Source organism: Clostridium sp. AF28-12, from assembly GCF_003435225.1.
GTDB classification, from domain to species: Bacteria; Bacillota; Clostridia; order Lachnospirales; family Lachnospiraceae; genus Pilosibacter; species Pilosibacter fragilis.
On record NZ_QWGJ01000003.1, the window covers coordinates 140431 to 164165 of the forward strand.

The 23735-nt window shown below is 51.7% G+C and carries 20 protein-coding genes; 1 reads left to right on the plus strand and 19 read right to left on the minus strand.

Features of this window, described 5'->3' with window-relative positions:
* Positions 1-91: 91 nt before the first annotated feature.
* Positions 92-1831, plus strand: coding sequence for an NFACT RNA binding domain-containing protein (locus tag DWY93_RS04260; RefSeq protein ID WP_117469653.1), 1740 nt, complete (start codon positions 92-94; stop codon positions 1829-1831).
* Positions 1832-1919: 88 nt separating this feature from the next.
* On the opposite strand, the gene DWY93_RS04265 is transcribed toward DWY93_RS04260, so the two are convergent.
* The 19 genes from DWY93_RS04265 to DWY93_RS04355 form a co-directional block, all read right to left on the minus strand.
* On the minus strand, positions 1920-2603 hold the full coding sequence (locus DWY93_RS04265) for a precorrin-8X methylmutase (RefSeq protein WP_242990519.1): 684 nt from the start codon (positions 2601-2603) through the stop codon (positions 1920-1922).
* The gene (locus DWY93_RS04270; protein WP_117469654.1) at positions 2603-4222 is read right to left on the minus strand and encodes a cobyric acid synthase; all 1620 of its coding nucleotides are present in this window, start codon (positions 4220-4222) and stop codon (positions 2603-2605) included. Before DWY93_RS04270 ends, DWY93_RS04265 begins: the two co-directional genes overlap by 1 nt.
* 105 nt (positions 4223-4327) lie before the next feature.
* Positions 4328-5314 (minus strand): adenosylcobinamide-phosphate synthase CbiB, encoded by a 987-nt coding sequence (gene cbiB, locus DWY93_RS04275; RefSeq protein ID WP_117469655.1) that lies wholly within the window; start codon positions 5312-5314, stop codon positions 4328-4330.
* A gap of 128 nt (positions 5315-5442) precedes the next feature.
* Positions 5443-5733: a hypothetical protein gene (locus DWY93_RS04280; protein WP_117469656.1), complete on the minus strand. Its 291-nt coding sequence runs from the start codon at positions 5731-5733 to the stop codon at positions 5443-5445.
* A 46-nt stretch (positions 5734-5779) separates the two neighbouring features.
* Positions 5780-6406 carry a histidine phosphatase family protein gene (locus DWY93_RS04285; protein WP_117469657.1) on the minus strand — a complete coding sequence of 209 codons (627 nt, stop codon included), beginning with the start codon at positions 6404-6406 and terminating at the stop codon, positions 5780-5782.
* Positions 6403-7158 carry an adenosylcobinamide-GDP ribazoletransferase gene (gene cobS / locus DWY93_RS04290; RefSeq protein WP_117469658.1) on the minus strand — a complete coding sequence of 252 codons (756 nt, stop codon included), beginning with the start codon at positions 7156-7158 and terminating at the stop codon, positions 6403-6405. Before cobS ends, DWY93_RS04285 begins: the two co-directional genes overlap by 4 nt.
* Positions 7155-8321 carry a nicotinate-nucleotide--dimethylbenzimidazole phosphoribosyltransferase gene (cobT, locus tag DWY93_RS04295; protein ID WP_117469900.1) on the minus strand — a complete coding sequence of 389 codons (1167 nt, stop codon included), beginning with the start codon at positions 8319-8321 and terminating at the stop codon, positions 7155-7157. The genes cobS and cobT overlap by 4 nt, the downstream gene beginning before the upstream one ends.
* A 26-nt stretch (positions 8322-8347) precedes the next feature.
* A complete protein-coding gene (locus DWY93_RS04300) occupies positions 8348-9820 on the minus strand; it encodes a cobyrinate a,c-diamide synthase (protein ID WP_242990520.1) in 1473 nt (490 codons plus the stop codon).
* Positions 9821-9842: 22 nt separating this feature from the next.
* Positions 9843-11996, minus strand: coding sequence for a precorrin-6y C5,15-methyltransferase (decarboxylating) subunit CbiE (gene cbiE / locus DWY93_RS04305; RefSeq protein WP_117469659.1), 2154 nt, complete (start codon positions 11994-11996; stop codon positions 9843-9845).
* Positions 11993-12733, minus strand: coding sequence for a precorrin-3B C(17)-methyltransferase (gene cobJ, locus DWY93_RS04310; protein ID WP_117469660.1), 741 nt, complete (start codon positions 12731-12733; stop codon positions 11993-11995). The genes cbiE and cobJ overlap by 4 nt, the downstream gene beginning before the upstream one ends.
* Entirely contained in the window at positions 12730-13500 is a 771-nt protein-coding gene (gene cobM, locus DWY93_RS04315) for a precorrin-4 C(11)-methyltransferase (protein WP_117469661.1), read from the minus strand. Before cobM ends, cobJ begins: the two co-directional genes overlap by 4 nt.
* Positions 13497-14801 (minus strand): hypothetical protein, encoded by a 1305-nt coding sequence (locus DWY93_RS04320; protein WP_117469662.1) that lies wholly within the window; start codon positions 14799-14801, stop codon positions 13497-13499. Before DWY93_RS04320 ends, cobM begins: the two co-directional genes overlap by 4 nt.
* Before the next feature lie 97 nt (positions 14802-14898).
* On the minus strand, positions 14899-16311 hold the full coding sequence (cbiD, locus tag DWY93_RS04325) for a cobalt-precorrin-5B (C(1))-methyltransferase CbiD (protein ID WP_117469663.1): 1413 nt from the start codon (positions 16309-16311) through the stop codon (positions 14899-14901).
* A 2-nt stretch (positions 16312-16313) separates the two neighbouring features.
* Positions 16314-18797 carry a uroporphyrinogen-III C-methyltransferase gene (cobA, locus tag DWY93_RS04330; RefSeq protein ID WP_117469664.1) on the minus strand — a complete coding sequence of 828 codons (2484 nt, stop codon included), beginning with the start codon at positions 18795-18797 and terminating at the stop codon, positions 16314-16316.
* 3 nt (positions 18798-18800) lie between these two features.
* Positions 18801-19493 carry a precorrin-2 C(20)-methyltransferase gene (gene cobI, locus DWY93_RS04335; RefSeq protein ID WP_117469665.1) on the minus strand — a complete coding sequence of 231 codons (693 nt, stop codon included), beginning with the start codon at positions 19491-19493 and terminating at the stop codon, positions 18801-18803.
* A 96-nt stretch (positions 19494-19589) separates the two neighbouring features.
* On the minus strand, positions 19590-20393 hold the full coding sequence (locus DWY93_RS04340) for a zinc dependent phospholipase C family protein (RefSeq protein ID WP_181968488.1): 804 nt from the start codon (positions 20391-20393) through the stop codon (positions 19590-19592).
* Between the two features lie 127 nt (positions 20394-20520).
* Entirely contained in the window at positions 20521-21801 is a 1281-nt protein-coding gene (gene serS, locus DWY93_RS04345) for a serine--tRNA ligase (RefSeq protein ID WP_015554613.1), read from the minus strand.
* A gap of 83 nt (positions 21802-21884) precedes the next feature.
* Positions 21885-22712: a pyridoxamine kinase gene (locus DWY93_RS04350; protein WP_015554614.1), complete on the minus strand. Its 828-nt coding sequence runs from the start codon at positions 22710-22712 to the stop codon at positions 21885-21887.
* Positions 22713-22922: 210 nt separating this feature from the next.
* Positions 22923-23507 (minus strand): ECF transporter S component, encoded by a 585-nt coding sequence (locus tag DWY93_RS04355; RefSeq protein ID WP_015554615.1) that lies wholly within the window; start codon positions 23505-23507, stop codon positions 22923-22925.
* Between the last annotated feature and the right edge of the window lie 228 nt (positions 23508-23735).

Sequence of the window (23735 nt, forward strand, 5' to 3'; positions counted from 1 at the left end):
TACACAAAATCTATATAGAGACAGCAGATTCCACAGTCACGGTTTTTGACATTTCAGACGGAGCTGTTGTCAGAAAGGAACCACCACAACAATGGCATTTGACGGAATTGTGATCGCGAATCTGGTCCGCGATCTGAACGATAAGATCGTCTCCGGCAGGATCTCAAAGATCGCCCAGCCGGAAAAGGACGAATTACTTTTTACGATAAAAGGAAACCGGGAGAACGTGCGGCTGCTCGTCTCAGCCAACGCCAGTCTCCCGCTTCTCTATTTTACGGCAAACAATAAACCGAGCCCGATGACGGCCCCGAACTTCTGTATGCTCTTAAGAAAGCATATCGCCAATGGCAGGATTATCTCTGTCACCCAGCCAGGGCTGGAGCGGATCGTCCGGATCGAGGTGGAGCATCTTGATGAGATGGGCGACCTCAGAAGAAAGTTCATCGTGATCGAGCTCATGGGAAAACACAGCAATATCATCTTCTGCGATGAGAATAACGTGATCTTAGACAGCATCAAACATATCTCGGCTCAGGTAAGCTCTGTCCGGGAAGTCCTCCCGGGAAGAGATTATTTTATCCCCCACTCCGGTGAGAAGAAGAACCCGCTTACGATCACGGAAACGGAATTTAAAGAGCTTCTGCACAGCACACCGCAGAATCTTTCCAAAGCGCTCTACATGGATCTTACCGGCTTAAGTCCCGTGGTTGCCGCTGAGATCTGCCATCTGGCATCCTTAGACGGTGATATCTCCGCAAAAGAATTTTCCGACGCGGAACTCACCCACCTCTTCCACGCGTTCAACTGGATCATGGACGATATCCGCGAGGGCAATTTCACCCCGAATATTATCTACGAGGGAGAAAAACCCATCGAATTTGCCGCTGTCCCTCTGACGATGATGGAAGGCGGAAATTACAGGACTGTGAAGTTTGATTCCATCAGTGAGCTCCTCGAGCGGTACTACGCGGAAAAGAATACGGTATCACGGATCCACCAGAAGTCCACGGATCTTAGAAAGATCATCTCCAATGCACTGGAGCGCAGTGTAAGAAAGCTGGATCTTCAGACAAAGCAGCTCAAGGATACTGAAAAACGGGAAAAATACCGGATCTACGGAGAACTATTGAATACCTACGGATATGGTCTCTCCGGCGGTGAAAAAAGTTTAAAATGTTTAAATTATTACGACAATACAGAAATTACGATCCCGCTGGATCCGACGATGACAGCTCAGGAGAACGCGAAGCGGTATTTCGATAAATACAATAAACAAAAACGGACCTACGAGGCCGTCACGGAACAGCTCGCGCAGACAAAGGCGGAGATCGACCATCTGGAATCCATCAGTACCTCCATGGATATCGCAAGGCTGGAGGAGGATCTGGTACAGATCAAGGAAGAGCTTACAGAATACGGCTATATCAAACGCCATTACACCGACGGAAAAAAGGTAAAGATCACAAGCCGCCCGTTCCACTACCTTTCCAGTGACGGATTCCATATCTATGTCGGAAAAAACAACTACCAGAACGAAGAACTCGACTTCAAGTTTGCCAACGGCGGCGACTGGTGGTTTCACGCGAAGGGAATCCCCGGCTCCCATGTGATCGTAAAGACCGAGGGAAAGGAGCTGCCGGACCGCGTTTTTGAGGAAGCCGGAGCGCTGGCTGCCTATTACTCCAAGGGACGGGGAAACGAGAAGGTGGAAGTTGATTATATCCAGAGAAAGAATCTGAAAAAAGTTCCCGGCGCTGCTCCCGGTTTCGTTGTGTATCACACGAACTACTCCTTGATGGCTGTACCGGGGATCACGGTGCAGGAAGTATAATTTTATCGTACAAATAGAAAATGCCTCAGAGCTTTGCACTTTCTGTGCTACTCTGAGGCATTTTCAATGTCTGTATTCGTATATCCTTTTATCTTCCACCAGCCTCATACATCAAGGCATTGCAGATCGCCGCCGCGATATTGCTGCCGCCTTTCCGTCCTCTCGCGACGATGGCGGGAACATCTGTCCTTAAGACCAGCTCCTTTGCTTCCACCACATTGACAAATCCCACCGGAACTCCGATAATGAGCGCCGGGCGGATCTTTTTCTCTTCGATCAGCTCATAAAGGCGCATCAGGGCCGTCGGCGCGTTGCCCACCGCGTAGATGCATTCCGGATAACATCCTGCGGCTTTCTCGACACTGACCGCCGATCTCGTCATGCCGCTCTCCTTCGCTTTTGCCTTCACATCCTCATCTCCGATAAAACAGTGCACCTCGATCCCGAATTTTCCTGCCGCCGTTTTATTGATCCCGGATGCAGCCATCGTGGTGTCCGTGATGATCGGAAGTCCGCGTCGGATCGCTTCCTTTGCCTTTTCGACGGCTCCGTCGGTGATCGTCAGGGTGTCCCTGTAGGAAAAATCCGCCGTCGTGTGGATCACCCGGCAGAGAACCGGAAGTGCATCAGCCGGATACCGGGAAACAAATTCCTCGCCCAGCTCTCCTTTTATGATCTCAAAACTCTTTTTTTCGATCTCCATCGGGCGGGTTGTCAGGAAATCGATCCCCGTCCGCTTTTTTAATTCTTCGGTCCAGTCAAGTCCACTCATCATCTCACATCCTTTCGTTCCAGGATCCGGTAGATCATATCCATATCCAGATTTTCCCGGATAATCTTAGCCATCTTGTCATACTGCTCTTCTTTATACTTTGCCATCGAGAATGTTTCCCCGTTTTCATGTGTCTCCGGACGAACACCTTTTCTCTCTGCGAGGAAATCGCGGATCGCATGCTGCATCTCTTCTGTGTCGAATACTCCGTGGACATAGGTTCCGAATACGTTTCCGCTGATACAGCCGTCTTCTTTCCCACCGTCCGGAGCTCCATTCGGATTCGAATCCGTTTTATATCCTGAACGCGCATCGGAATCCATCGCCATCGCTGCGATATTTTCCCCATTTTCGTACTGGATCCACGAAAACGGCTGTCCGCCGTCCCGGATCGTCTCTCCCATATGAATCTCATATCCGTTGATCTTTACCGGTACTCCATCGTTTGAAAACCCGGCTGCCGTTCCATTTACTCTCGTCCTCGTCTTCTTCTCCGCAAAGATCGTGCGGATCGGCAGGAGCTCCATGCCGCGCATCGTTCCGCCTTCTTCCACACCATGCGGATCGGAAAGACTCGTTCCCAGCATCTGGAACCCGCCGCAGACGCCGATGACCGGGATCCCTTTTCCCGCCATCCGCGTGATTACAGCTTCCAGCCCGTTCTGGCGGAGCCACTTGAGATCTCCCATGGTGTTCTTTGTCCCTGGGAGGATGATGAGATCCGATCCGGTCAGTTCCTCCGGACGGCTCACATAAGAAAGCGCGATCCCCGGCAGTCGCTCCAGTGCATTAAAGTCCGTGAAATTCGAGATCCTCGGAAGCCGGATCACGGAGATCTTCGCAAAAGCCGCATGGCCGGAGCGGTCAAGAAGAGGTCCGGTTCCATGTTTTTCTGTCAGGCGCTCCGAGAGGCTGTCCTCATCGTCCACGTCCACATCCATGTACGGGATCACACCCGCAAACGGGATCCGGATCCGCTCATAGAGCATGGAAAGACCCGGTTTTAAGATCTCTTTATCCCCGCGGAACTTATTGATCACGAAGGCGCGGATCCGCTTTTGCTCCGCTTCTGTGAGCAGGGCCGCTGTCCCGTAGAGCTGGGCGAAAACGCCGCCCCGGTCGATGTCCCCGGCGAGAAGTACCGGCGCATCCAGCATCTCGGCGAGTCCCATGTTCACGATATCATTTTCCCGGAGATTGATCTCAGCAGGACTTCCGGCCCCTTCCACTACGATCACGTCGTACCGGGATGCAAGGGAATTGTAGGCATCCATGATGTCCGGGATCAGACTCTTTTTCATCTTAAAATATTCCGCCGCCGGATAATTTCCACGAACCTCCCCGTTTACGATGAGCTGGGAACCCATGTTGGAGGTGGGCTTTAGGAGGATCGGGTTCATCGCCGCCTCCGGTTCGATTCCCGCCGCCTCCGCCTGCATGACCTGAGCACGGCCCATCTCAAGACCGTCCTTTGTGATATAGGAATTTAATGCCATATTCTGGGATTTGAACGGGGCGGTCTTGAGCCCGTCCTGTTTAAAGATCCGGCAGAGCCCCGCCGCGAGAAAGCTTTTCCCAGCATTCGACATCGTTCCCTGGATCATGATTACTTTTGCCAATTTGATTCCTCCGTAGTGCTGCAGCCGTTTTAACACAATTTATAATCGTATATACTCTGCATTACGACTGCTGCCATATCCTGTTTTTATGCCTCTAAACCATCTTTACAATAAATTGAGAACCGTTTCCACCACCGCACAGAGTCCCATAAGGATCCACGATGTCCGGTAAAGAAGCTTATTCGCCCGCGGAATATCCTCGATCTCTACCGGCCGCAGATCATCCCCAATGTATTTCTTCTTCACAAGTTTTCCGAAATACCAGGCATCTCCCGCAAGGCGGATCCTGAGTGATCCTGCGCAGACCGATTCCGTCTGAGCGGAATTTGGGCTCGCGTGGTTGAAACGGTCCCTTAAAAAGATCTCCTTCGCATGGGGACCGTCAAATTCATGATCTTTTGATGGCAGATAGGAGGCGAAGATCATGACCCAGGCGCAGAGTCTCGCCGGTATGAAGTTCAGGAGATCGTCAAGCTTTGCCGCCGCCCTTCCAAGATAAAGATACTTGTCGTTCTTGTATCCCACCATGGAATCCATGGTGTTAACTGCCTTATATATCCAGCCGAGGACCGGGCCGCCGAGAGTCATATAAAAAAGCGGGGCTGCGACACCGTCCGAAGTATTTTCCGCTACAGTTTCCACCGCCGCTTTCGTGACTCCCGTCATGTCGAGACGTTCCGTATCACGGCCCACGATCATGGAGACCGCGTACCGGGCTGCCGGTAGATCATCTTTTTTCAATTCCCGGTAGACCTTCATGCTCTCATCTTTTAAGGATCTCACCGCAAATAGCTGATAGCAGAGGATCACCGAGACCAGAAATTTAAGCCCTGGGGAGATCCGCCCACAGGCATAAAGAATGCCGCCGGATACGACCGCCGTCGTTCCCGTCGCAAAAAGGACAAGGACGACGCCGCCCGCAAGCAGCGCCCGTTCCCCGTCTCCGAAGATCTTCCGTATTCCTTTTTCCAGAAAACTGATATATGCCCCGATCAGCCGCACTGGGTGATACAGCCAGTGCGGATCGCCGAGGACCTGATCCAGCAGAAAACCAAGCGTGATCACCGCCAGAAGTTCTATTCTGTCTATCATGTAAATTCTTCCTTATCTGCCGTAATTTTCCTGTTTTCAGCTGCACAAACGAAACTATATTTCCATACGCATGTGAGCCTGTCGTTCTTTTCTCCCGCAGACAAAAAATTCAGGAATCATCACAACCTCTATTTCAAATATTTTCCGTTATTCTTATATGCCATGATGATAATAACCACCGTCAGTACAAGAAATGCCGCCAGCCATAAAACTGCCGGAAATACGCTGCATCGGTACATGACAAAGAATGCCAGATCCAGCCCCCAGAGCATCTTTGTGACGCCCTCTGTGTGGCACCATTTTGCCCGCTCTTCGTCCTCCACAAGGATCTTTGAGCTGATCGGCGTGTAGATGCCGCTTACAACCAGCGCACCGTAAATCAGAAATCCGATGCTGCATGCAGATAATAAAAGTATCATGTTTTTGTTCTCCCTTCATCTTTTCCTTTACACGTTTCGTTATCGGTCATTTAGCTTTAATGATCCGCGCGTTGCGGATCTGTCCATCTGACGCATCCATTTTTCCCAAAACGCCTTCCCCGTTCCCAATCTGCCAGTCATAGTAACTTTTCTTTTCCTCCGAAAACGCCTCCATGACTGCCATGATCGTTCCTCCATGAACGACAAAAACGAGCGTCCGGTCAATCCCCTGTTCAGTCTGAGAAGAAATTTCCTTCCATACTTCCTGAAATGCCTCCACTGTCCGGGCTTTAAATGCCTCCGTGGTCTCCCCGCCGGGAAATCCCTCTCTCCCCAGCGTGTCGATAAAATGCTGATACTCCGCATCCCCGGAAAGTTCCAGATAATTCTTATACTCAAAGGTTCCAAAATCACACTCGGAGAGTCCGGCTTTCTGGATTCTCGGAACATGTTCATATAGCTTCTCCGGGAACAGAATTTCTGCCGTCTCAAGGCATCGTTTCATTGGGCTCGTGACGATCACCGCTGCGTTTCCTGCAAGCTCCCGAAGCTTCAGCGCTTCTTCCTGCAGAAAGAACACTGCCTGCTCCGTCAGTCCCTCATCAGTCCGGCCCACATACCGTTTTTCCAGATTCCCGGCCGTTGCCCCATGCCGGATCATGAAAAGTTTCATCCGATCACCGCCTTCCCGATCACGGCCGCAAGGAGGATCCCAAGCTCACAGATCTGCAGGAAAAATCCCGCCAGATCTCCCGTGACCCCACCGAACTCCTTCACTGCCATATGCCGGTAGTAGAAAAAGATCAGGATCGATGCTGATAGAATGATTCCCCCAATTCTGCCACCCAGAAAAAGTTCCAGAACTGCTGCCGCAAAGAACAGGATGACCATCCAGACCGCCACCGTCTTCTTTTTCGCGTCCTTCATAAAATCTGCCAGCATCCCATGTTTTCTCGCCTCCGGGAATGTCACCGTGGAGAGTCCGCTTAAGGATCTTGAAATCACAAAACCGATCGAGACAAGCACCGCCGTCTCCCGGTCAAGCTCCATACACGCCGCCGCATAAAGGATCAGATACAGTGCGCCAAAGATCACAGCGAACGCCCCCGTGTGGGTATCCTTTAAGATCGCGAGTTTCTTCTCCCTGTCTCCGTAGGACGCCCTTGCATCACACGTATCCATAAATCCATCCATGTGGATTCCGCCTGTTATGAAGATCGGAACTGCGAGAAGGATTCCCGCTGCCAGAAAGCTTCCCGGAAGAAGCCATGAGAGCAGCAGGAACATCCCGTAAAATACTGCCCCGATCACCATGCCGATGGCCGGGAAGAAACACATGGCATATTTCATGTCCTCCTCTTTCCATTCGAACATCGGCATCGGGATCCTGGAATACATGGAAAAAGCGATAATTGCCGCCCTCATGGCCGCTCTCCTTTCTCCTGATAGTCCACGTACTGTTCCACAGAGATATCAGAAAATGTGCTCATCTCCTCATATACCTTTGCACCCATCCTGAGAAGCGGGATCATGGCAACCGCCCCGCTTCCCTCGCCGAGATGCATTCCCATGTTAAGAGGTGCCGGAAGATCCAGCATCTGAAGGATCGCCGCCCCGGCAGGTTCTGTGGAGATATGGGACGCGAGCATATAGTCCTTCGCCTCTTTCCTGATGAGAACAGCGAGAAGACCGGAGACGGTGGAGAGGAATCCATCCATCAAAACCGGGATCTTTGCCGCCGCTCCGCCGAGGAATAGCCCCGTCATTCCAGCGAGATCGAAACCGCCAAGCTCTGCAAGCACCGTCGCAGCGGACAGCTCTCCGCTCTCATATTGTTCTTTTGTTCCATTCCGGTATTCCGGATATTTCTCATAGAAACGGGAAACTGCCATCTCCACTGCCTTTTTTTTCTTCTCAAGTCCCGCGTCAGAGAGTCCGGCGCCCCGGCCGGTCGCCTCTTCAGGTGGGAGCCCCGTGAGCACTGCGCTCATGGCGGCAGCAGGAGTCGTATTTCCGATTCCCATCTCCCCGGCGGCAAGAATTTCGTATCCCATCTCTTTCAACCGGAATGCGAGATCTATGCCGGAAAGAAGTGCCTGAAGACACCCGGTTCTGCTCATCGCCGGTTCCCTCGCGATATTTCCGGATCCTCTTGCCACTTTCCGGTCCAGGATCCGGTGCATGTCAGGCTCTTTCTGCCCGGTCGGCTCACAGTCCATTCCCATATCCACCGGATAGAGGTCAGTTCCAGAGATCCGGCACATCTTGGAGGTGGATGTCTCGCCTTTCGTGAAGTTTTCCGCAACGATCCTCGTCACATCTTTACCTGTCTGGGAAACCCCTTCCGCAACGACACCATGATCCGCGCACATGACTGCCAGTGCGGACCGGTCCAGTTTCATTCCCGATGCGTTCCCGCGGATCCCCGCGATCTTTATAATATCCTCCTCCAGAATTCCGAGACTTCCGATGGGTTTTGCCACAGAATTCCAACGCTTTTTCGCAAGCTCCATGGCAGTTCGATCTGCCGGTTCAATCTTATTCAGATATGCTTTCCAGGTCTTTTCTACTGAAGTTTTTTCTGTCATATTTATTTTCATTCTGCTGTCATATTTCATTTCACTACTAGATTTTTCTTTTTCCACGTTTCTGCACATTTAATAAAATTCTCAGCAATTTTCACATTACTGTAAAAATACAAGTGCGGGAAGCCTGCATAAAAGCTCTCCGTTGTATATCCGCAGTCCCAGCCCCGTGTTCCCACCGGCTTTTTTGCTGCGAAATCCGTCCCGTTCTCCTCCGAATCCCAGTGGTGGAATTCATGGGCGCGGAATTCAGTTCCCGCAGGTCCTAACAGTCCCTCTTTCTTTGAGGTAACAGTAATATACCCAAATCTACCAAGCTTCCCCGTGTCACAGCTGCTGCCCGGCAGCACACCTGCCATTGGCCATTCCACGCCGTCCGGATCCACGATCGAATCCTTCAGGTACAGATATCCGCCGCACTCCGCGATACACGGCATCTCTTCCATCACCGCCTGACGGATCGCATTCCGCATACTGATATTTTCTGAAAGTGCTTTCGCGTGAAGCTCCGGATAACCGCCGCCAAGATAGACTGCGCAGGTTTCCACCGGAAGGTTTCTGTCGTGGATCGGGGAAAAATACTGTATTTCCGCTCCGAGTTTCTTAAGGAGATCCAGATTATCCTCGTAATAAAAGCAGAAAGCTTCATCTTTGGCGACTGCAACTACTGTTTTCTTAATACCTGTCCCGCAATCCACATTATAAAACTGCCTTACAGCTTCTGGCAATTTCACTTCTATCTCTGCCGCTCTCCTAGCCTCCTCAATAATCCCATCCAGATTGATTCCCACTCGAACCTTTTCTTTGATCAGATCCAGCCGCTCCCGGATCCCCAAAATCTCCTCTGGCATCACAAGCCCCAGATGGCGGGATTTCAGAGTCAGATCCTTTAACTCCGGCACATACCCGAATACCCGGATTCCAAGCTCCCGCTCTGCCCGCTCCTTTAACCCCGGATACAGCATCGGTGACAGCCGGTTAAAGACTACCCCTGTCACATGGCTCTTCTCCTTGTAATCAAGAAATCCTTTTATCGACGCTAAAGCAGAAAGACTCCGCCCCATCATATCCACCAGAAGGATCACCGGCGTATCCGTGAGATCCGCCACCTCCCAGGCACTGGACCGCTCCGAGACACCGCCAAGTCCATCGTAAAAGCCCATGACGCCCTCCAGTACAGCGATTCGGCTTTCCGGGAATTTCTCCATTTCGAGGACTTCCCTGCCGAGCAGATATCTCAGCGTATCCCCGTCCGCAAAAAAGCTGTCCAGATTTCTCGACGGGATCTCCAGCACCGTCCGATGAAACATCGGATCGATATAATCCGGCCCGCACTTAAATGCGCGGACCTCCTGAATTTTCTCTTTCAAAAGAGAAAGAAGCGCACAGGTAAATAACGTCTTCCCCCCGCCGCTCTTTTCTGCCGCGATCATGATCCGGGGAAGGTGGACGGAAACTGCCTGAGAATCCTGATCCCAACACTCCATTCGACCCTTATCCATATTTTCCACTCCTTCATAATCGCTACATTCTGCTGACACAGATTTTTCCCTCAAATGTCACGATCCACACCGGATTCTGCCCCATCATCAGATGACTGGAGCCGACTTTTTTAGACCTCACGGCAGTCAGCGTAAGAAGATCCGGTTCTGTCACCGGAAGCGTTTTCACGGCTTCAAGGACCGCTGCCAAAGATTCGGGAGTGATGAGGTTTACAACAAACCGTGTTTCAGGATTTTTCTTAAGGCATAGCGCAATGACCTCCTCCATCTTTCCGCTGCTTCCGCCGATGAAGACATGGGTTGGAGCCGGAAGATCTTCTAACGCCTCCGGCGCTGTTCCCGCTATGATCTCCAGATTTGTGAGGGCGAATTTTTTCCGGTTTTCATAGAGAAGCTCCACGGCCTCCGGATTCTTCTCGATAGCGTAGACTTTCACCGAATCAGAAAGGCCTGCACACTCCACAGAGACAGATCCTGTCCCCGCCCCCACATCGTAGAGGACTGAGTGTTCCGTGAGTTCCAGCTTTGCCACGGACACGGTGCGGACTTCCATCTTCGTCATCGGAACCTTCCCGCGGGTGAACGCCTCATCGGCAATACCGTGGGATAAAGGTCTTCGGGGCCCGGTCCATTCCGCATAGAGGACGGCCAGTGAAGGTGCTTTCCTGCCCTTTATTTCCTCTGGAGTGGAGGTGAAGATCTGTTCGTCTTCAAGTGTCAGGTTTTCCCCGGCAAAGAGCTTTGTCTCCTGCATCCCAAGATCGATGAGCTGTCCGCAGATCTTTTCATAAAAATCCGCTCCGCCTCCTAAGACAAAGGCACTGCCAGAGCGCTTTAACTCTGAGGCAAAATTTGCCGCCTGCCCGTGCATGCTGAAGAGTTTCGCGTGATCCCAGGGACGCCGGATCTTCGCGAAAAAATATCCAACGGAAGAGATCCCCGGAATTACTTCCACGGTATAGTTTCCGCGGCGTTCCAGCACTGCACCGAGTTTTTCCGCTGCGCTGTAAAATCCGGTATCACCGGACATGGCTCCACAGATCACCTGTACCTCCGGGTGGGCATCCAGATAGTCCGCAATTTTTTCCGGCTGGTATGCCTCAAAAACAGGTTTGTGGAAACTTTCCAGCTGTCTCACACAGCGGCTTGCGCCGACGATCAGATCACATTTATCGAGGCGTTTTTTTGCCTCACCGGTTAGATAGGATTCGCTTCCGGGTCCTGTGCCGATAAGGAATACCTGGCGTTTCCCGGAATTTTTAACTGACCTTCCCAGAGCAAAATGCTCCTCCAGATAAGCAATTCCTTCTTCTAACGAGATTCCTTCTTCCACCGGTCTTCCGATCACGACAAGACCGACACCTGCTTTTTTCGCTGCGCTGACCTTTTCCTCGAATCCGCCCGCCTTTCCGGACTCCTTCGTCACCATCCACTTCGCATGGACCGCTTTCATCATTGCAACATTTAAGTCTTCCGCAAAGGGTCCCTGCATTGCGATCAGATGGCTGCCGTAAAAGCCCATATCGGCGCAGGTCTTTACCACCTCCGGCATGGAAAGAACTCTCGCGTAGATTCTCGTCTCCCAGTCCGGGAGAGCTAAAAATGCGGAGAGCTCCTTACTTCCCGTCGTGACGAATACCGGACCTTCCGTGGTCTTTAAAAAGTCCACTGCCGACTGAATATTCTCCACCGTGATGATCCGGCAGTCTGAACCGTCTGAAATGCCTTCCGTTTCTGTCCAAGCACTTTCTCCGGGCATTTCCATATCTGCTTTTGTGTTCTTTTTCTTCTGGTTGTCATCTTCAAAAGTACGGGGTCCGTTTTCAGCAGTGAAAACATTTGTTCTCTCACCGTTTTTATCCCGCAGGATCCTTAAAAGCGGGGTCCCTGTCTTTTCTGCCGCCTCCCTGATATTTGCCGTGACCACCACCGCAAAAGGATGGGTTGCATCAAGGATCAAGTCATACTTCTTTTCCTGAAACAGTTTCTCCATCTGGATCTCATCGACACGCCCGTCATGGACCTGAAGATTCTCAGCCTTCGGGATCTCCTCTTTTCCATATTCCGTCGCAACAAACACATCAGCCGCTACCTGACTTCCGGCAAGGCGGGATGCCAGAACCCGTCCTTCCGTTGTCCCCGCAAAAACCGCAATTTTCCCTTCCGCTATCTTCATATCCGGTATCCTCTCGGTGTGACCATCCAGTTCTGTCCGCCAAGGACGGACTTTTCGGTCCGGCTGTTTCCAATAAACACGGTGGTGAACATGTCTGCCTCGTAATCTTTTAATTCCGCCAGAGTCATGACCTTCTTCATCTCCCCGTCCCTTCCGATGTTCTTCACGATGCCGCAGACGTTATCCGGGCTCTTATATCTCAAAAAGATCTCACACGCACGCTTTAAATAGTCCGCCCGCTTCCTGCTGGACGGATTATAGAGACAGATGGAAAAATCAGTCTTCGCCGCCGCGTCCAGGCGATTCTCAATGGTCTCCCAGGGTGTTAAAAGATCACTTAAACTGATCACCGCAAAATCATGCATCAGCGGTGCCCCGAGGACAGCGCCGCCGGAGAGAGCCGCCGTGATCCCCGGGATCACCTCGATCTCCACCTCCGGGTGCTTCTCCCCGAGTTCCAGGATCGGTCCCGCCATTCCGTATATTCCTGCGTCCCCGCTGCAGATCATCACGACAGATCTTCCTTTTTCCGCCTCCGCAAAAGCCATCTCGCAGCGCTCGATCTCCCGTTTCATGGGGGTCGTCAGAAATTCCTTATCAGGAAAGTATGGCTTCGCAAGTTCCACATAGACCGTATAACCCACGATCACGTCACATGTATTTAACGCTTTCACGGCACGGAGCGTCATGGATTCATACTCTCCAGGTCCCATGCCGACCACTGTCAGCTTCTTCATATGTCCGTCCCCTTTCTGAATTCCGTGGAGAAGTCCGGCGCATAGAGTCTTGACTCCTCGTAGCCGTTTGCCTCTCTCGTGCCGAATACATCACCGATAAAGATCATTGCCGTCTTCTTAATTCCGTTCTCCTCTGCGGACTTCGCCAGCGTAGAGACGGTGCAGCGGACGATCTTCTCCTCCGGCCATGTCGCCTTGTAGATGATCACCGCCGGAGTGTCCGGCTCATATCCGGCTTCCGCAAGTTCCTTTTCCATCTGTGACAACAGTCCCGTGCTTAAGAACACCGCCATGGTCGCATGGTGAGCCGCCAGGGAACGGAAACTCTCCCGCTCCGGGACTCCGGTCCGCCCCGCCATTCTCGTGATGATCACGGACTGGGACACGCCAGGCAGCGTGAGTTCCGCATGGAGACTCGATGCAGCGCCGCAGAAGGAGCTGACCCCCGGGCATACATCGTAAGCAATCTTTTTCTCATCCAGCCGGTCCATCTGCTCCCGGATCGCGCCGTAGAGCGCCGGATCACCGGTATGAAGCCGCACCGTCATTTTTCCCTCACGCTCCGCTTTCTCCATGGCACGGATCACCTCGTCAAGAGTCATGTAGGCACTGTTTAAGATCTCACACCCCGGCTTCGTCTCCTTTAAAAGCTCCGGATTCACAAGGGATCCCGCATAGATCACCACGTCCGCCTCCCGAAGGAATTTCTGTCCCCGGACCGTGATCAAGTCCGGCGCTCCGCTTCCGGCTCCCACAAAATGTATCATGATGGTTTTCCTCCTGTTTTTCGAATCTTCATGACCGTCCATGCATGGTCTCTCATGTCATACTCCCACTTGCAGTACGGGCAGTGACGGATCTTCATCGCGTCAAAGCTTGCCCCGCAGCTTTCACAGGAGACCTGATGGATCGAGTATCCCGGGTCCTGCGGGATCTGGATATTCTTTCCGACGATCATCCGGATCCTGTCGTTTTTCTCCTTCATCGAACTTCCCCTGTCATATGTATCGCAGAAGTACAGATCGATATCCGCATACACATACGGGCCTTCCTGCCAGCAGTTCCCCACCGACATAGCTCCCCTGTATACAATGTCCGTGATGTTCTGGAAACTTTCCCCATCCCAGGGACCGCGGATAATAGAAAGGTCCTCTCCCGGCTCGGAAAAGATAATATTTTTTGCCAGAGCAATGACCTGGTTTGCAAAGTTTTCATAGCCAAAATCCGGCTCGTAATTCTTCATGAACCGGATCAGCCTGTTTTTGCTGCCAGAAGTGGCAAACAGAAGTCCAAGGCTCTGCATCGCCCGCCAGAAAATATACCCAAGTGTTTTTAAGGCAAACAGCATATATCCGCCGAAGGCTCCGATTACTGGATACCCGATCAGCGGGCAGATCATGGAATATAGTGTCAGAGGATCACCGGTCTTTGCCCTCTCCCATGCCAGGTATGCCAGCATGAACACCGTGAAGATGACTGCCCCTCCGCCGCACCAGGGAGTTAATGTTCTCTTGATCTCTTCCGTGGAATAGCTGAGGTCTTCAATGGAATAAAAATTCGCGACCTTCGGATACAGATCCTGCATCAGAAATCTTGTGTGGCAGTATGGGCAGCCTTCAAACAGCGCCTTGATCTGGCTCACCGCTCCGCAGGACGGGCAGGTACATGGCTCCGTTCCGTCTACCGTCGCCTCATTCGCGAAGGTGATCGTCTGGTATAAGATCTCTTTCTTCCGGAATTTTCCGATGATCCGTCCACCCCTGGAATATGTCGTATTTCTCTGCGCCGTGCGGAATTCTGTCACATTCGTATATTTCTTTCCGACCTTCGGCGGGATCGCGCCAGCTGAGGCCAGAAGACCCCGGAGTTCTATGGATGAATCTCTGTGAAGTCCGCGTTTTTCCAACCGCTTCCGCTGCTGGCCCAGAAAATACTTTATATCCTGATTTCCGGTATCCGGGATCGGTCCGCCGGAAAGCCACTCGTTGTATTGTTTCAGGAAGCGGTTATACATCATGGATGCCTTTGTGTCATGGACGCTCCCGTAATTTTTCTGCCTGTTTTCCATAGTGTTTCCTTTAATTTCGATGAATGATCAGAGACCGTAACTTTCATGCGTTGTTCCAAAACTTATTGTTTCAGTTCTTTCAGCGCTAAGTGGAAGCTTATTGATCCAGCTCTTTCAACGCTGACCGCAGAATCGCGTCCGCGCCTTCCGTCTCTCCCAGATACTCCCCCTTTGTCCCGAAGACGATCATTCCCGTCCTCACCTCGTCCCTGGATCGATGGGTAAGGTGCCAATCGGCACGCTTTAAGAATACGTTTATCGTGTCCTCTATGATTCCCGCCTGTTTTAAGTGATCCATCGCCTCATCCGTCGTGTTGGATCTCTGGATCTTTCTAAGGAGTTCCAGGTCCTCGGTTCCGGCAGATAACGCGCAGGACAGCATCGTGTCCATGCGACCATCCGCCTCCCTGGAGTGGGTGTTCATGATCCCGTTTCCGATCTTCACGAGTTTTCCCATGTGACCGGCGATCAGGATACCGGAAAAGCCCAGTTCCGCGGCAAGGTCAATGGTCTTGCCGACGAAGTTGCTCATGGTGACGAGGGAATTCATAAATCCTTCCAGAAGTGATGGTTCTGTTCCCGTTGATAATTCTCCATAAGCCATCTGTTCTGCCTCAACAGCAGCATCCGTGTCCGCCGCGTTACTCCCTTGATGAGCATCGGTACAGAATTTACCATGTTCTACGAGATACCTCTCTAAAAATCCCGCGCCCATATTTCCAGGCACTGCGATCACCCATTTTCTGCCCTCTGCCTTTAAGACATTTAGATGGGTGCGGATCGTCTCGACAAGCGCTTCCTCGCTCATGGGCTCCACAATCCCGCTGGTCCCGAGAACGGAGATCCCGCCCTCGATTCCCAGGACCGGGTTGAAGGTCTTCTTCGCGGCTTCTACGCCTGCAGGAACCGATATTGTGATCGATACCAGGCGAAGCTCTCCGGCTTCCTCCAAAAGCTCGTAGACAGCGTCCCGGATCATCTTACGCGGCACAGAATTGATCGCTGCAGCGCCTACTGGCTGATCCAGACCGGATTTTGTGATGCGACCGATGCCGATGCCGCCGTCGATTCTGACAAGCGACTCAGGAAGTGCCTCTTTCTGATGAGCGGCATTCGCTTTTTTCTGCTGTTTCTGGTTTTCTGGACTCAGACCAGGTTTTTCTCCTGCAGCTCCGAACCCGGAACTTTCCAGATGTGACATCTGAACCTTTTCATAAAAGTTTTTATCTTTCACAAACTCCGCCCGCGCATACACCAGGATCCCGTTCGTCACATCATAATCGTCCCCTGCGTCCTTCCTGACCGCGCACTCCGCCCAACTATCCCCGGAAGTTTTCTCTTCCAGCGATACGCACACCGGAATCCCCTTCGGGGTCATGATCTCCTCCGTCTCCTTCCAGGATCCTGTGAGCAGAAATCGCACCGCCCCCTGAGCCGCCAGAGCCGCGCAGGTTCCTGTGGTGTATCCGCATCTTAACTTTTTATGGTCTTTGTATACAAAGGTATCCATGTTTACCTCGTGATCTCGTTTCTGTCCGTCAGTAGCACCTCTAAAATTCCGTCCGCTGTATAGTCGGAAGCTGTCAGGGCATTCTTCACTCCGTATTCCGCAAGGACTGCCGCTGTCACCTTTCCGATGCAGACTGGTCTCACCGTCTCAAACAGAGATGCCGCTTCCGCCTCACGTCCCGCGAAGAATCCTCGGACGCCGGAGCCGCTCTCAAACGTGATATAGTCGGCAGTTTTAAGTCTCGCAAGCTCCGTCTGCTCCACCAGGATATCATAGATTGGAATATCATCAAACGCATATCCCTGTTCCGCCAGTGTCTCCGTGAGGACCTTCGAGCCCTGCTTTGCCCGCGGGATCAGAAATTTTCCTGCCTCAGCACACGGACAGACATTTTCTGAACTGGAAATGCTGTAGGCTACATTGGCGGCAGCAGTTTTTGCCCCAGAAGTCTCTCCATTCTCCTTCAAATATTTTACAAGTCCATCCGCCAGCGCTTTCGTCGTGTATTCCTCCGGGATAAAGTCCGGCGTGATTCCGACGCTCTCCAGATACTCCCCTGTTCCGCGCCCGACAACCGCAAATTTTAATCCGCCAAGTTTTCTGATATCTACATGTTTCTCCCGCATCCGGTCAAAGAAGATCCGGACTGCATTCCGGCTCGTAAAAATCACCCATCTGTAACGGGAAAGGTCCGCAAACGCCTGATCCAGCCGTTCCATGGACTCCCGTACCACAAGGGATTCCCCCGCGCGGACCGTCTTCGCACCCTCATCGGACAGGCGGCTTATGATCCGTCCTCTAACGGCCTCTGTTCCGGTGACTCCCACCGTGATTCCGGTAAGCACGCCCGGCACCATAGATGTAAAGTGGAAGGCACAGACCTCACCCACAGTGATGATTCCGGGAGGCGTAAGTCCCGCTTTTCTTACAGCCTCAGGCAGATCCTTTAAGGATGCCCGGACAACGCGCATTCGGGACAGTGTTCCGTCCGTCACAACGGCTGCAGGCGTCTCCCCGTCTTTTCCGCCATCTATGAGACGTTTCACGATCTCCTCAAGGTTCGAGAGTCCCATAAGGAAGATCAGGGTTCCCGGAAGCTTCGCGTACAGGCTGTAATCCCCGGAGAGTCCCTCACCGCCTTCGTGGGAGATATGTCCCGTAAAGACATGGAAATCTCTCGCGATATTCCGGTGGGTAACAGGGATTCCAGCCGCCTCCAGTGCCCCGATGGCTGAGGTAACGCCGGGGATCACTTCATAGGGGATTCCTGCTTCTGTGAGCGCCTGGATCTCCTCTCCGCCGCGCCCGAACACAAAGGGATCTCCACCCTTTAACCGGATGACGCGCTTTCCTTCCAGTGCCTTCTCCACCAGGATCCGGTTGATCTCCGACTGCTTTTTGATGTGGTGTCCTGCCTCTTTTCCCACATAGATCCGCTCGCAGTCCTCCGGCACCAGGGAGAGCAGTTCCTCGGAGCCAAGCCGATCATAGACAAGGACCTCCGCTGCCTTTAATGTCTGCTGTCCCTTCACCGTGATGAGACCGCCGTTTCCAGGACCGGCTCCCACAAGATAAGCTTTCCCTGCCGGAAGCTCCCCTTCGGTCCCCTTCTTTACGAGAAGCTCCGCGAGTTTCATGGAATCCTCCGGCGCTCCGGAGATCTTCCTGCGGATAAGTCCATTTTTTGTCTCCCGCATGAGTCCCATCCAAAATGTTCCATTCTCTTCCTTCGCGTACACGCCTACCGCTGCGGTACAGCCTGCACCTAAAAGGCGCAGCACTTTTCTCTCCGCGAACAATGCCCGCTCCGCTTCTTTATCATTCAGTTTTTTGAGGATCTTTAATACCTCACTGCCCTTTTTCGCTTCCACTGCGATGATCCCCTGACCTCCTGCCGGGATAAACATTTCCGGTTCCAGAAACTCAAAGGAAAATCTCGGATCATTAAAAAGGCCCAGACGATTAAGACCCGCCGCAGCCAGGATGATCCCGTCGTACTCCTTCTGGTACAGTTTTTCCAGTCTCGTGTCGACATTTCCGCGAAGCAGACGGCATTCCACATCCCCGCGCTCCATGATCTGCACCTGGCGTCTCGGACTTCCCGTTCCGATAATCCTGGGACTCCGCTCCGGAGTACGACCCTTTACCGTCACAAAGACATCCCTCGGATCTTCCCGCTTTAAGACGGCACCGATACAGAGCCCGTCGCTCAGATCCATCGGCATGTCCTTCGCGCTGTGGACCGCGAGATCAATATCCCCGTTTAAAATGGACTGCTCAAACTCCTCCACAAAGGCCCCTTTTCCTCCAAAAGCAACAAGAGAGGTCTTTAAGATCTTATCGCCCTTTGTCATCAGGGGAACCAACTCACATTTTACCTCCGGGCATGCGGCCTCGATTGCCTCCGCCACCATGTTTGTCTGCACAAGCGCCAGCCTGCTCTTTCGCGTTCCGATCCGGACCGTCCGGCGTTTTATTGCTCCCATCCTTTACTGTTCCTCCCTGTCTTTTGCGATAATAAGGGAATAATATCCCGCGTCTTCCGGGATGTCGGCTGCACTTCGTATCAGCCGCTCACCCTCCATCCCGCAGTTTTCCACCATCCAGGCAGGACACTCCGTGAGAAGAAGCTCCCGCTTCACATCCGCGATCTTTTTCCCGGATTTCATCAAGATCTTTGTCCCTGAAAGCTTCAGCCCATCTTTCACCGGATAGGAGCCCGGCAGGATATGGATGGACTCCGCCTTCTCCCCCAGGGAGATCCCGAGCTTTGCCGCCGCCGCGCAGAAGGACGGAACTCCGTTAACCAGAACCGACTCGTATCCCAGATTCAGAAGTTTCTGGTGGACATAGCCGTATGTGGAATACACTGTCACGTCCCCCAGCGTCAGAAACGCCACCGTCTTTCCCTGATCCATGAGGGCAGCCAGACTCTTCACCGCTGCCTCATGGCTCTCCTTCAGCACCGCCTCGTCCTTCGTCATCGGGAATACCACAGGGATGATCTCCTTTTCATCGATCTCAGGGACCGCCCCCAGAGCGATCTGATATGCGGTACATGTCTCTTTTTCTTTTCCCGGAATCGCGATCGCATCCGCCTCCCGGAGCAGGCGCACCGCCTTTAATGTCATGAGTTCCGGGTCCCCCGGTCCCACTCCGATCCCATAGATCATTCCCTGCATGTTCTTCTCCTTTATGTTCTATTTCTTCAATTCTGTGCAACCTTTCCAGTCTTTCCGGCTGACATGCAATCCGCCTTCAGATTCTGCCGCACATCTCTATTCGCCGTTAAAATTCCCCTGAAAGATTTCCGGCATCGGTCCTTTTCCCCTCAGGTATGTAAGCAGATCGCTCAAAAGCTCTGCCCCTTTAGGGACTGCCTCATGAAATTCACGCTCCAGATAGTCTGTGATGGCCTCACAGCCCGGCGTTGGCTGTTTCCTCATAAACATGCCGTGAATGACCCCATAGCTTCCTGTAAAACGCAGGAGGAAGCAGCAGAGCCTTTTCGTCCTCTCACTCGAGTTGATAAACAGACGGTTCATGGTCCGAAAACTCATGATCGCCTTTGCCACCTTGATGGGATCCTCATCGAAAAGCCTTGATGAGGCCCGCACGGTCTGGGCTGTGATCTTTAAATGGCAGGTGAGGTTCGAGTGCAGCGGGCGCATATGTTCCCGCTCCAAAAGTCTCCGTTCTAACTCCGTCTCGATCTCCGCGTGGGTGATTCCGGTCCGCTTCTCCTCTGCGTTCACGTAAGCGTGGACGCGGTTGTCGAGACAGAAATGGCAGGCAACACCCATGAGATACGCGATCATCTCATCTCTCTCTTCCTTTGTTTCGGCCTCTCGTACCAGCATCCGGCCACGTTCCATGAGCTTTGCAGCGGGTTCGCCGTGCATCCGCACACCTTTCTGGTTTACCTTGTTTTTTCCAAGTGCCTTGTAAAAGAACAGGATATCTGGCCCGTGGACCCCTAAAAGGAAGCAGTACCGCTCCTTCTTTATGATCCGTTTAATGACCGGATCGGCCTCCATATATACTTTTCTCCCGTATAGATCATGCGCAAATGCTGCCGGCATGGATCTCATCTCCTTCGTAATATGCTCTGCGTGACAAAATCCCCGATGCTTCTGACAGTTCCCGGGTCTGTCCTGCAACTGAAAAAGCTGTGACAAAATGAATCGCCACAGCTTTACAAATCCTTATTTATTTGATCTCTGTCTTTCCGCCCATATACGGTCTTAATACTTCCGGAATTCTTACAGAGCCGTCTGCCTGTAAGTTGTTCTCAAGGAAAGCGATTAACATTCTCGGCGGAGCTACAACTGTGTTATTTAAGGTATGTGCGAAATATTTCTTTCCATCCGGTCCGTTTACGCGGATTCTTAAACGTCTTGCCTGAGCGTCACCAAGGTTGGAACAGCTTCCTACCTCGAAGTACTTTTTCTGTCTCGGGGACCATGCCTCAACATCGACAGATTTTACCTTCAGGTCAGCAAGGTCACCGGAGCAGCACTCTAAGGTACGAACCGGGATGTCCATGGAACGGAACAGATCTACGGTGTTCTGCCATAACTTGTCGAACCACATCTTGGATTCTTCCGGCTTGCAGACAACGATCATCTCCTGCTTCTCGAACTGATGGATACGGTATACGCCGCGCTCCTCGATGCCGTGTGCGCCTTTCTCCTTACGGAAGCACGGAGAATAGCTTGTTAAGGTCTTCGGAAGCTCCTCTTCCGGAATGATCTGGTCGATGAATTTGCCGATCATGGAATGCTCACTTGTACCGATGAGGTAGAGATCCTCGCCCTCGATCTTGTACATCATAGCGTCCATCTCAGCGAAGCTCATAACGCCTGTGACAACGTCACTGCGGATCATGAACGGCGGTACACAGTATGTGAATCCACGGTCGATCATAAAGTCTCTTGCGTATGCGATCACTGCGGAGTGAAGTCTCGCGATATCGCCCATTAAGTAGTAGAAACCGTTTCCGGCAACTCTTCTTGCGGAGTCGAGGTCGATGCCGTTAAATTTCTCCATGATCTCTGTGTGGTACGGGATCTCAAAATCCGGAACGACCGGATCACCGTACTTCTGAACTTCTACGTTCTCGCTGTCATCTTTACCGATCGGTACGGACGGGTCGATGATATTCGGGATCGTCATCATGATCTTCTTGATGCGCTCCTCGAGATCTTTTTCTTTCTCCTCCAACTCAGCAAGGTGGTCGGAAGCTGCTGTAACCTGTTTCTTAACTTCCTCAGCTTCTTCCTTCTTGCCCTGTCCCATCAATGCGCCGATCTGCTTGGAGATCTTATTTCTGCTCGCGCGGAGGTCATCAGCCTCCTTCTTTACTTTTCTGTTCTCCTCGTCCAGTTCGATCACTTCGTCTACTAACGGAAGCTTCGCGTCCTGGAATTTATTCCGGATATTCTGCTTTACGATTTCCGGATTTTCTCTTACAAATCTTAAATCTAACATGAGCTTTTCTCCTTATTGCCGTGTAAAAACACGCTTTGGTAAAAATATATCATATTTTGCTGAGAAAAGGAAGGGGATTTCTCCTACTTTTTTATCAGTTTACCAAGAATCTTCTCAAAACAAACACCGTTCGCGTGAGGGATCTGCTCCTCATCGGAGACTTTTATGCACTCTTTTACGAATCCTGCTGCCTGGCTCACCGCCTCCGGGAGGGACTTCCCGTTTAATAACGCGCCCGCCACAACAGAGGAAAATACATCTCCGGTTCCCGGACGCTCTCCACCGGAGGACCTTGTCCGGATAAATTTTGCATCGTACTGTCCCTGCTCCAGAACCACATTGGTGTAGCAGCTTCCCTCCCGCACTCCTGTGATGACCACAGATTTCGCGCCCATGAGCCGCAGCATCATCGCCATATTTAAGAGTTCTTTTCTCGTCCAGTTTTCCTCCCTGTATGGAGTATCCGTGAGGATACAGCACTCCGTCACATTCGGAAGAACAACATCCGCCATGCAGACAAGTTCCTTCATCTGCTCGCACATCTCCGGTGTATAAGTCTCATAGGCATGTCCATGGTCTCCCATCACCGGATCCACAACAACAAACGTTTTCTCTGCCTTTAATTTCTGAACGATCTCCATGACGATCCCGATCTGGGCCTCCGACCCAAGAAATCCCGTTGCGATCGCGTCAAAGGAAAGTCCAAGTTCTTTCCATTTGTCCGTATATGTGGTCATTTTTTCCGTATAGTCATCGAAAAAGTAAACCGGAAATTCCGTATGGTTTGAAAGGATCGCCGTCGGTATCGGACAGCACTGATGACCCATCGCGGATAAAACAGGAATAGCCACTGTTAATGAACAGCGGCCATAACCTGAAAGATCATTGATCACAGCAATCTTCTTCTGCATGAATTTATCTTCCAATCTTCCTGCTTCCGCAGTATATTTGCTGCTCGCAAGTAGAATTTTTTATTGTCCACATCCGATACAGCAACATCTATGTTACACTGCAGAATTTATTTTTCTTAGTTTTAAAATCCATCCCAAATCGACTGCGTCGATGAGATTTTTGACTTCCAGCCTATTCTTTTTTACGGTCAGCGCAACAAGTGTGCAGACCTACTGAGCAGCTAAAAAACCAGCTCGTTTTAACGCCGGGCGAAGCGCCGCATAAAGGACGACTGCGATCACGGAGTTGATCACCGCGTTGATGATCGTGGTGTACGTTGTGATCGCTATCAGCGCTTTGATCGCAGATGCTGCTTTATCAGCGTTCGGGAATAATAAGGTATACCATACATACTTTAATGCCGGCTCAAAGAAGCAGTTAAAACCGAGACCACAGACAGCCGCGATCGCAGACCAGCGGATCACATAGGCATGGTCATGTTCATCGGAAAGCTTTGCGATCCTGTGGGCAACGAAGCCTACGATGAGACCGATCACAAGCTTTGTGATAAAAGTTCTCGGTGCAGATGCCGCATAGCCGCCAACGATATCAGCAATGGATAAGCCAACAGCACCGGAAAGTCCACCGTAAACGCCGCCGAGAAGGTATGCGGAAAGCACGACAAATGCGTTTCCGATATGAATCTTCGTTCCGCTGGCTGAGATCGCCGGGAACACAGCATATCCGATATAGCAGAGCGCCGCCATCAGGCCAGCCTGCGCAATTTTCATTAACTGCCCATTCTTTTCTTTCATAAGTAAAATCCCCCCTCGTGTGTTATTGACAGGCAGAACCGTTCATATTTTCATAATCGGTTCAAGGATTTCTGAATGGATCATCCGGAAAGCCTTTCTGTCATCCTGATACCCATGGTAGCATGCGAGTGGATTGTATGAAATGTCCAGTTTTGTTTTTTTTATACAGTCCAGTCTGTTTTCCTCGCCGCAACATTGCAGACTGCAACGTATATTATCCTTCTTTTT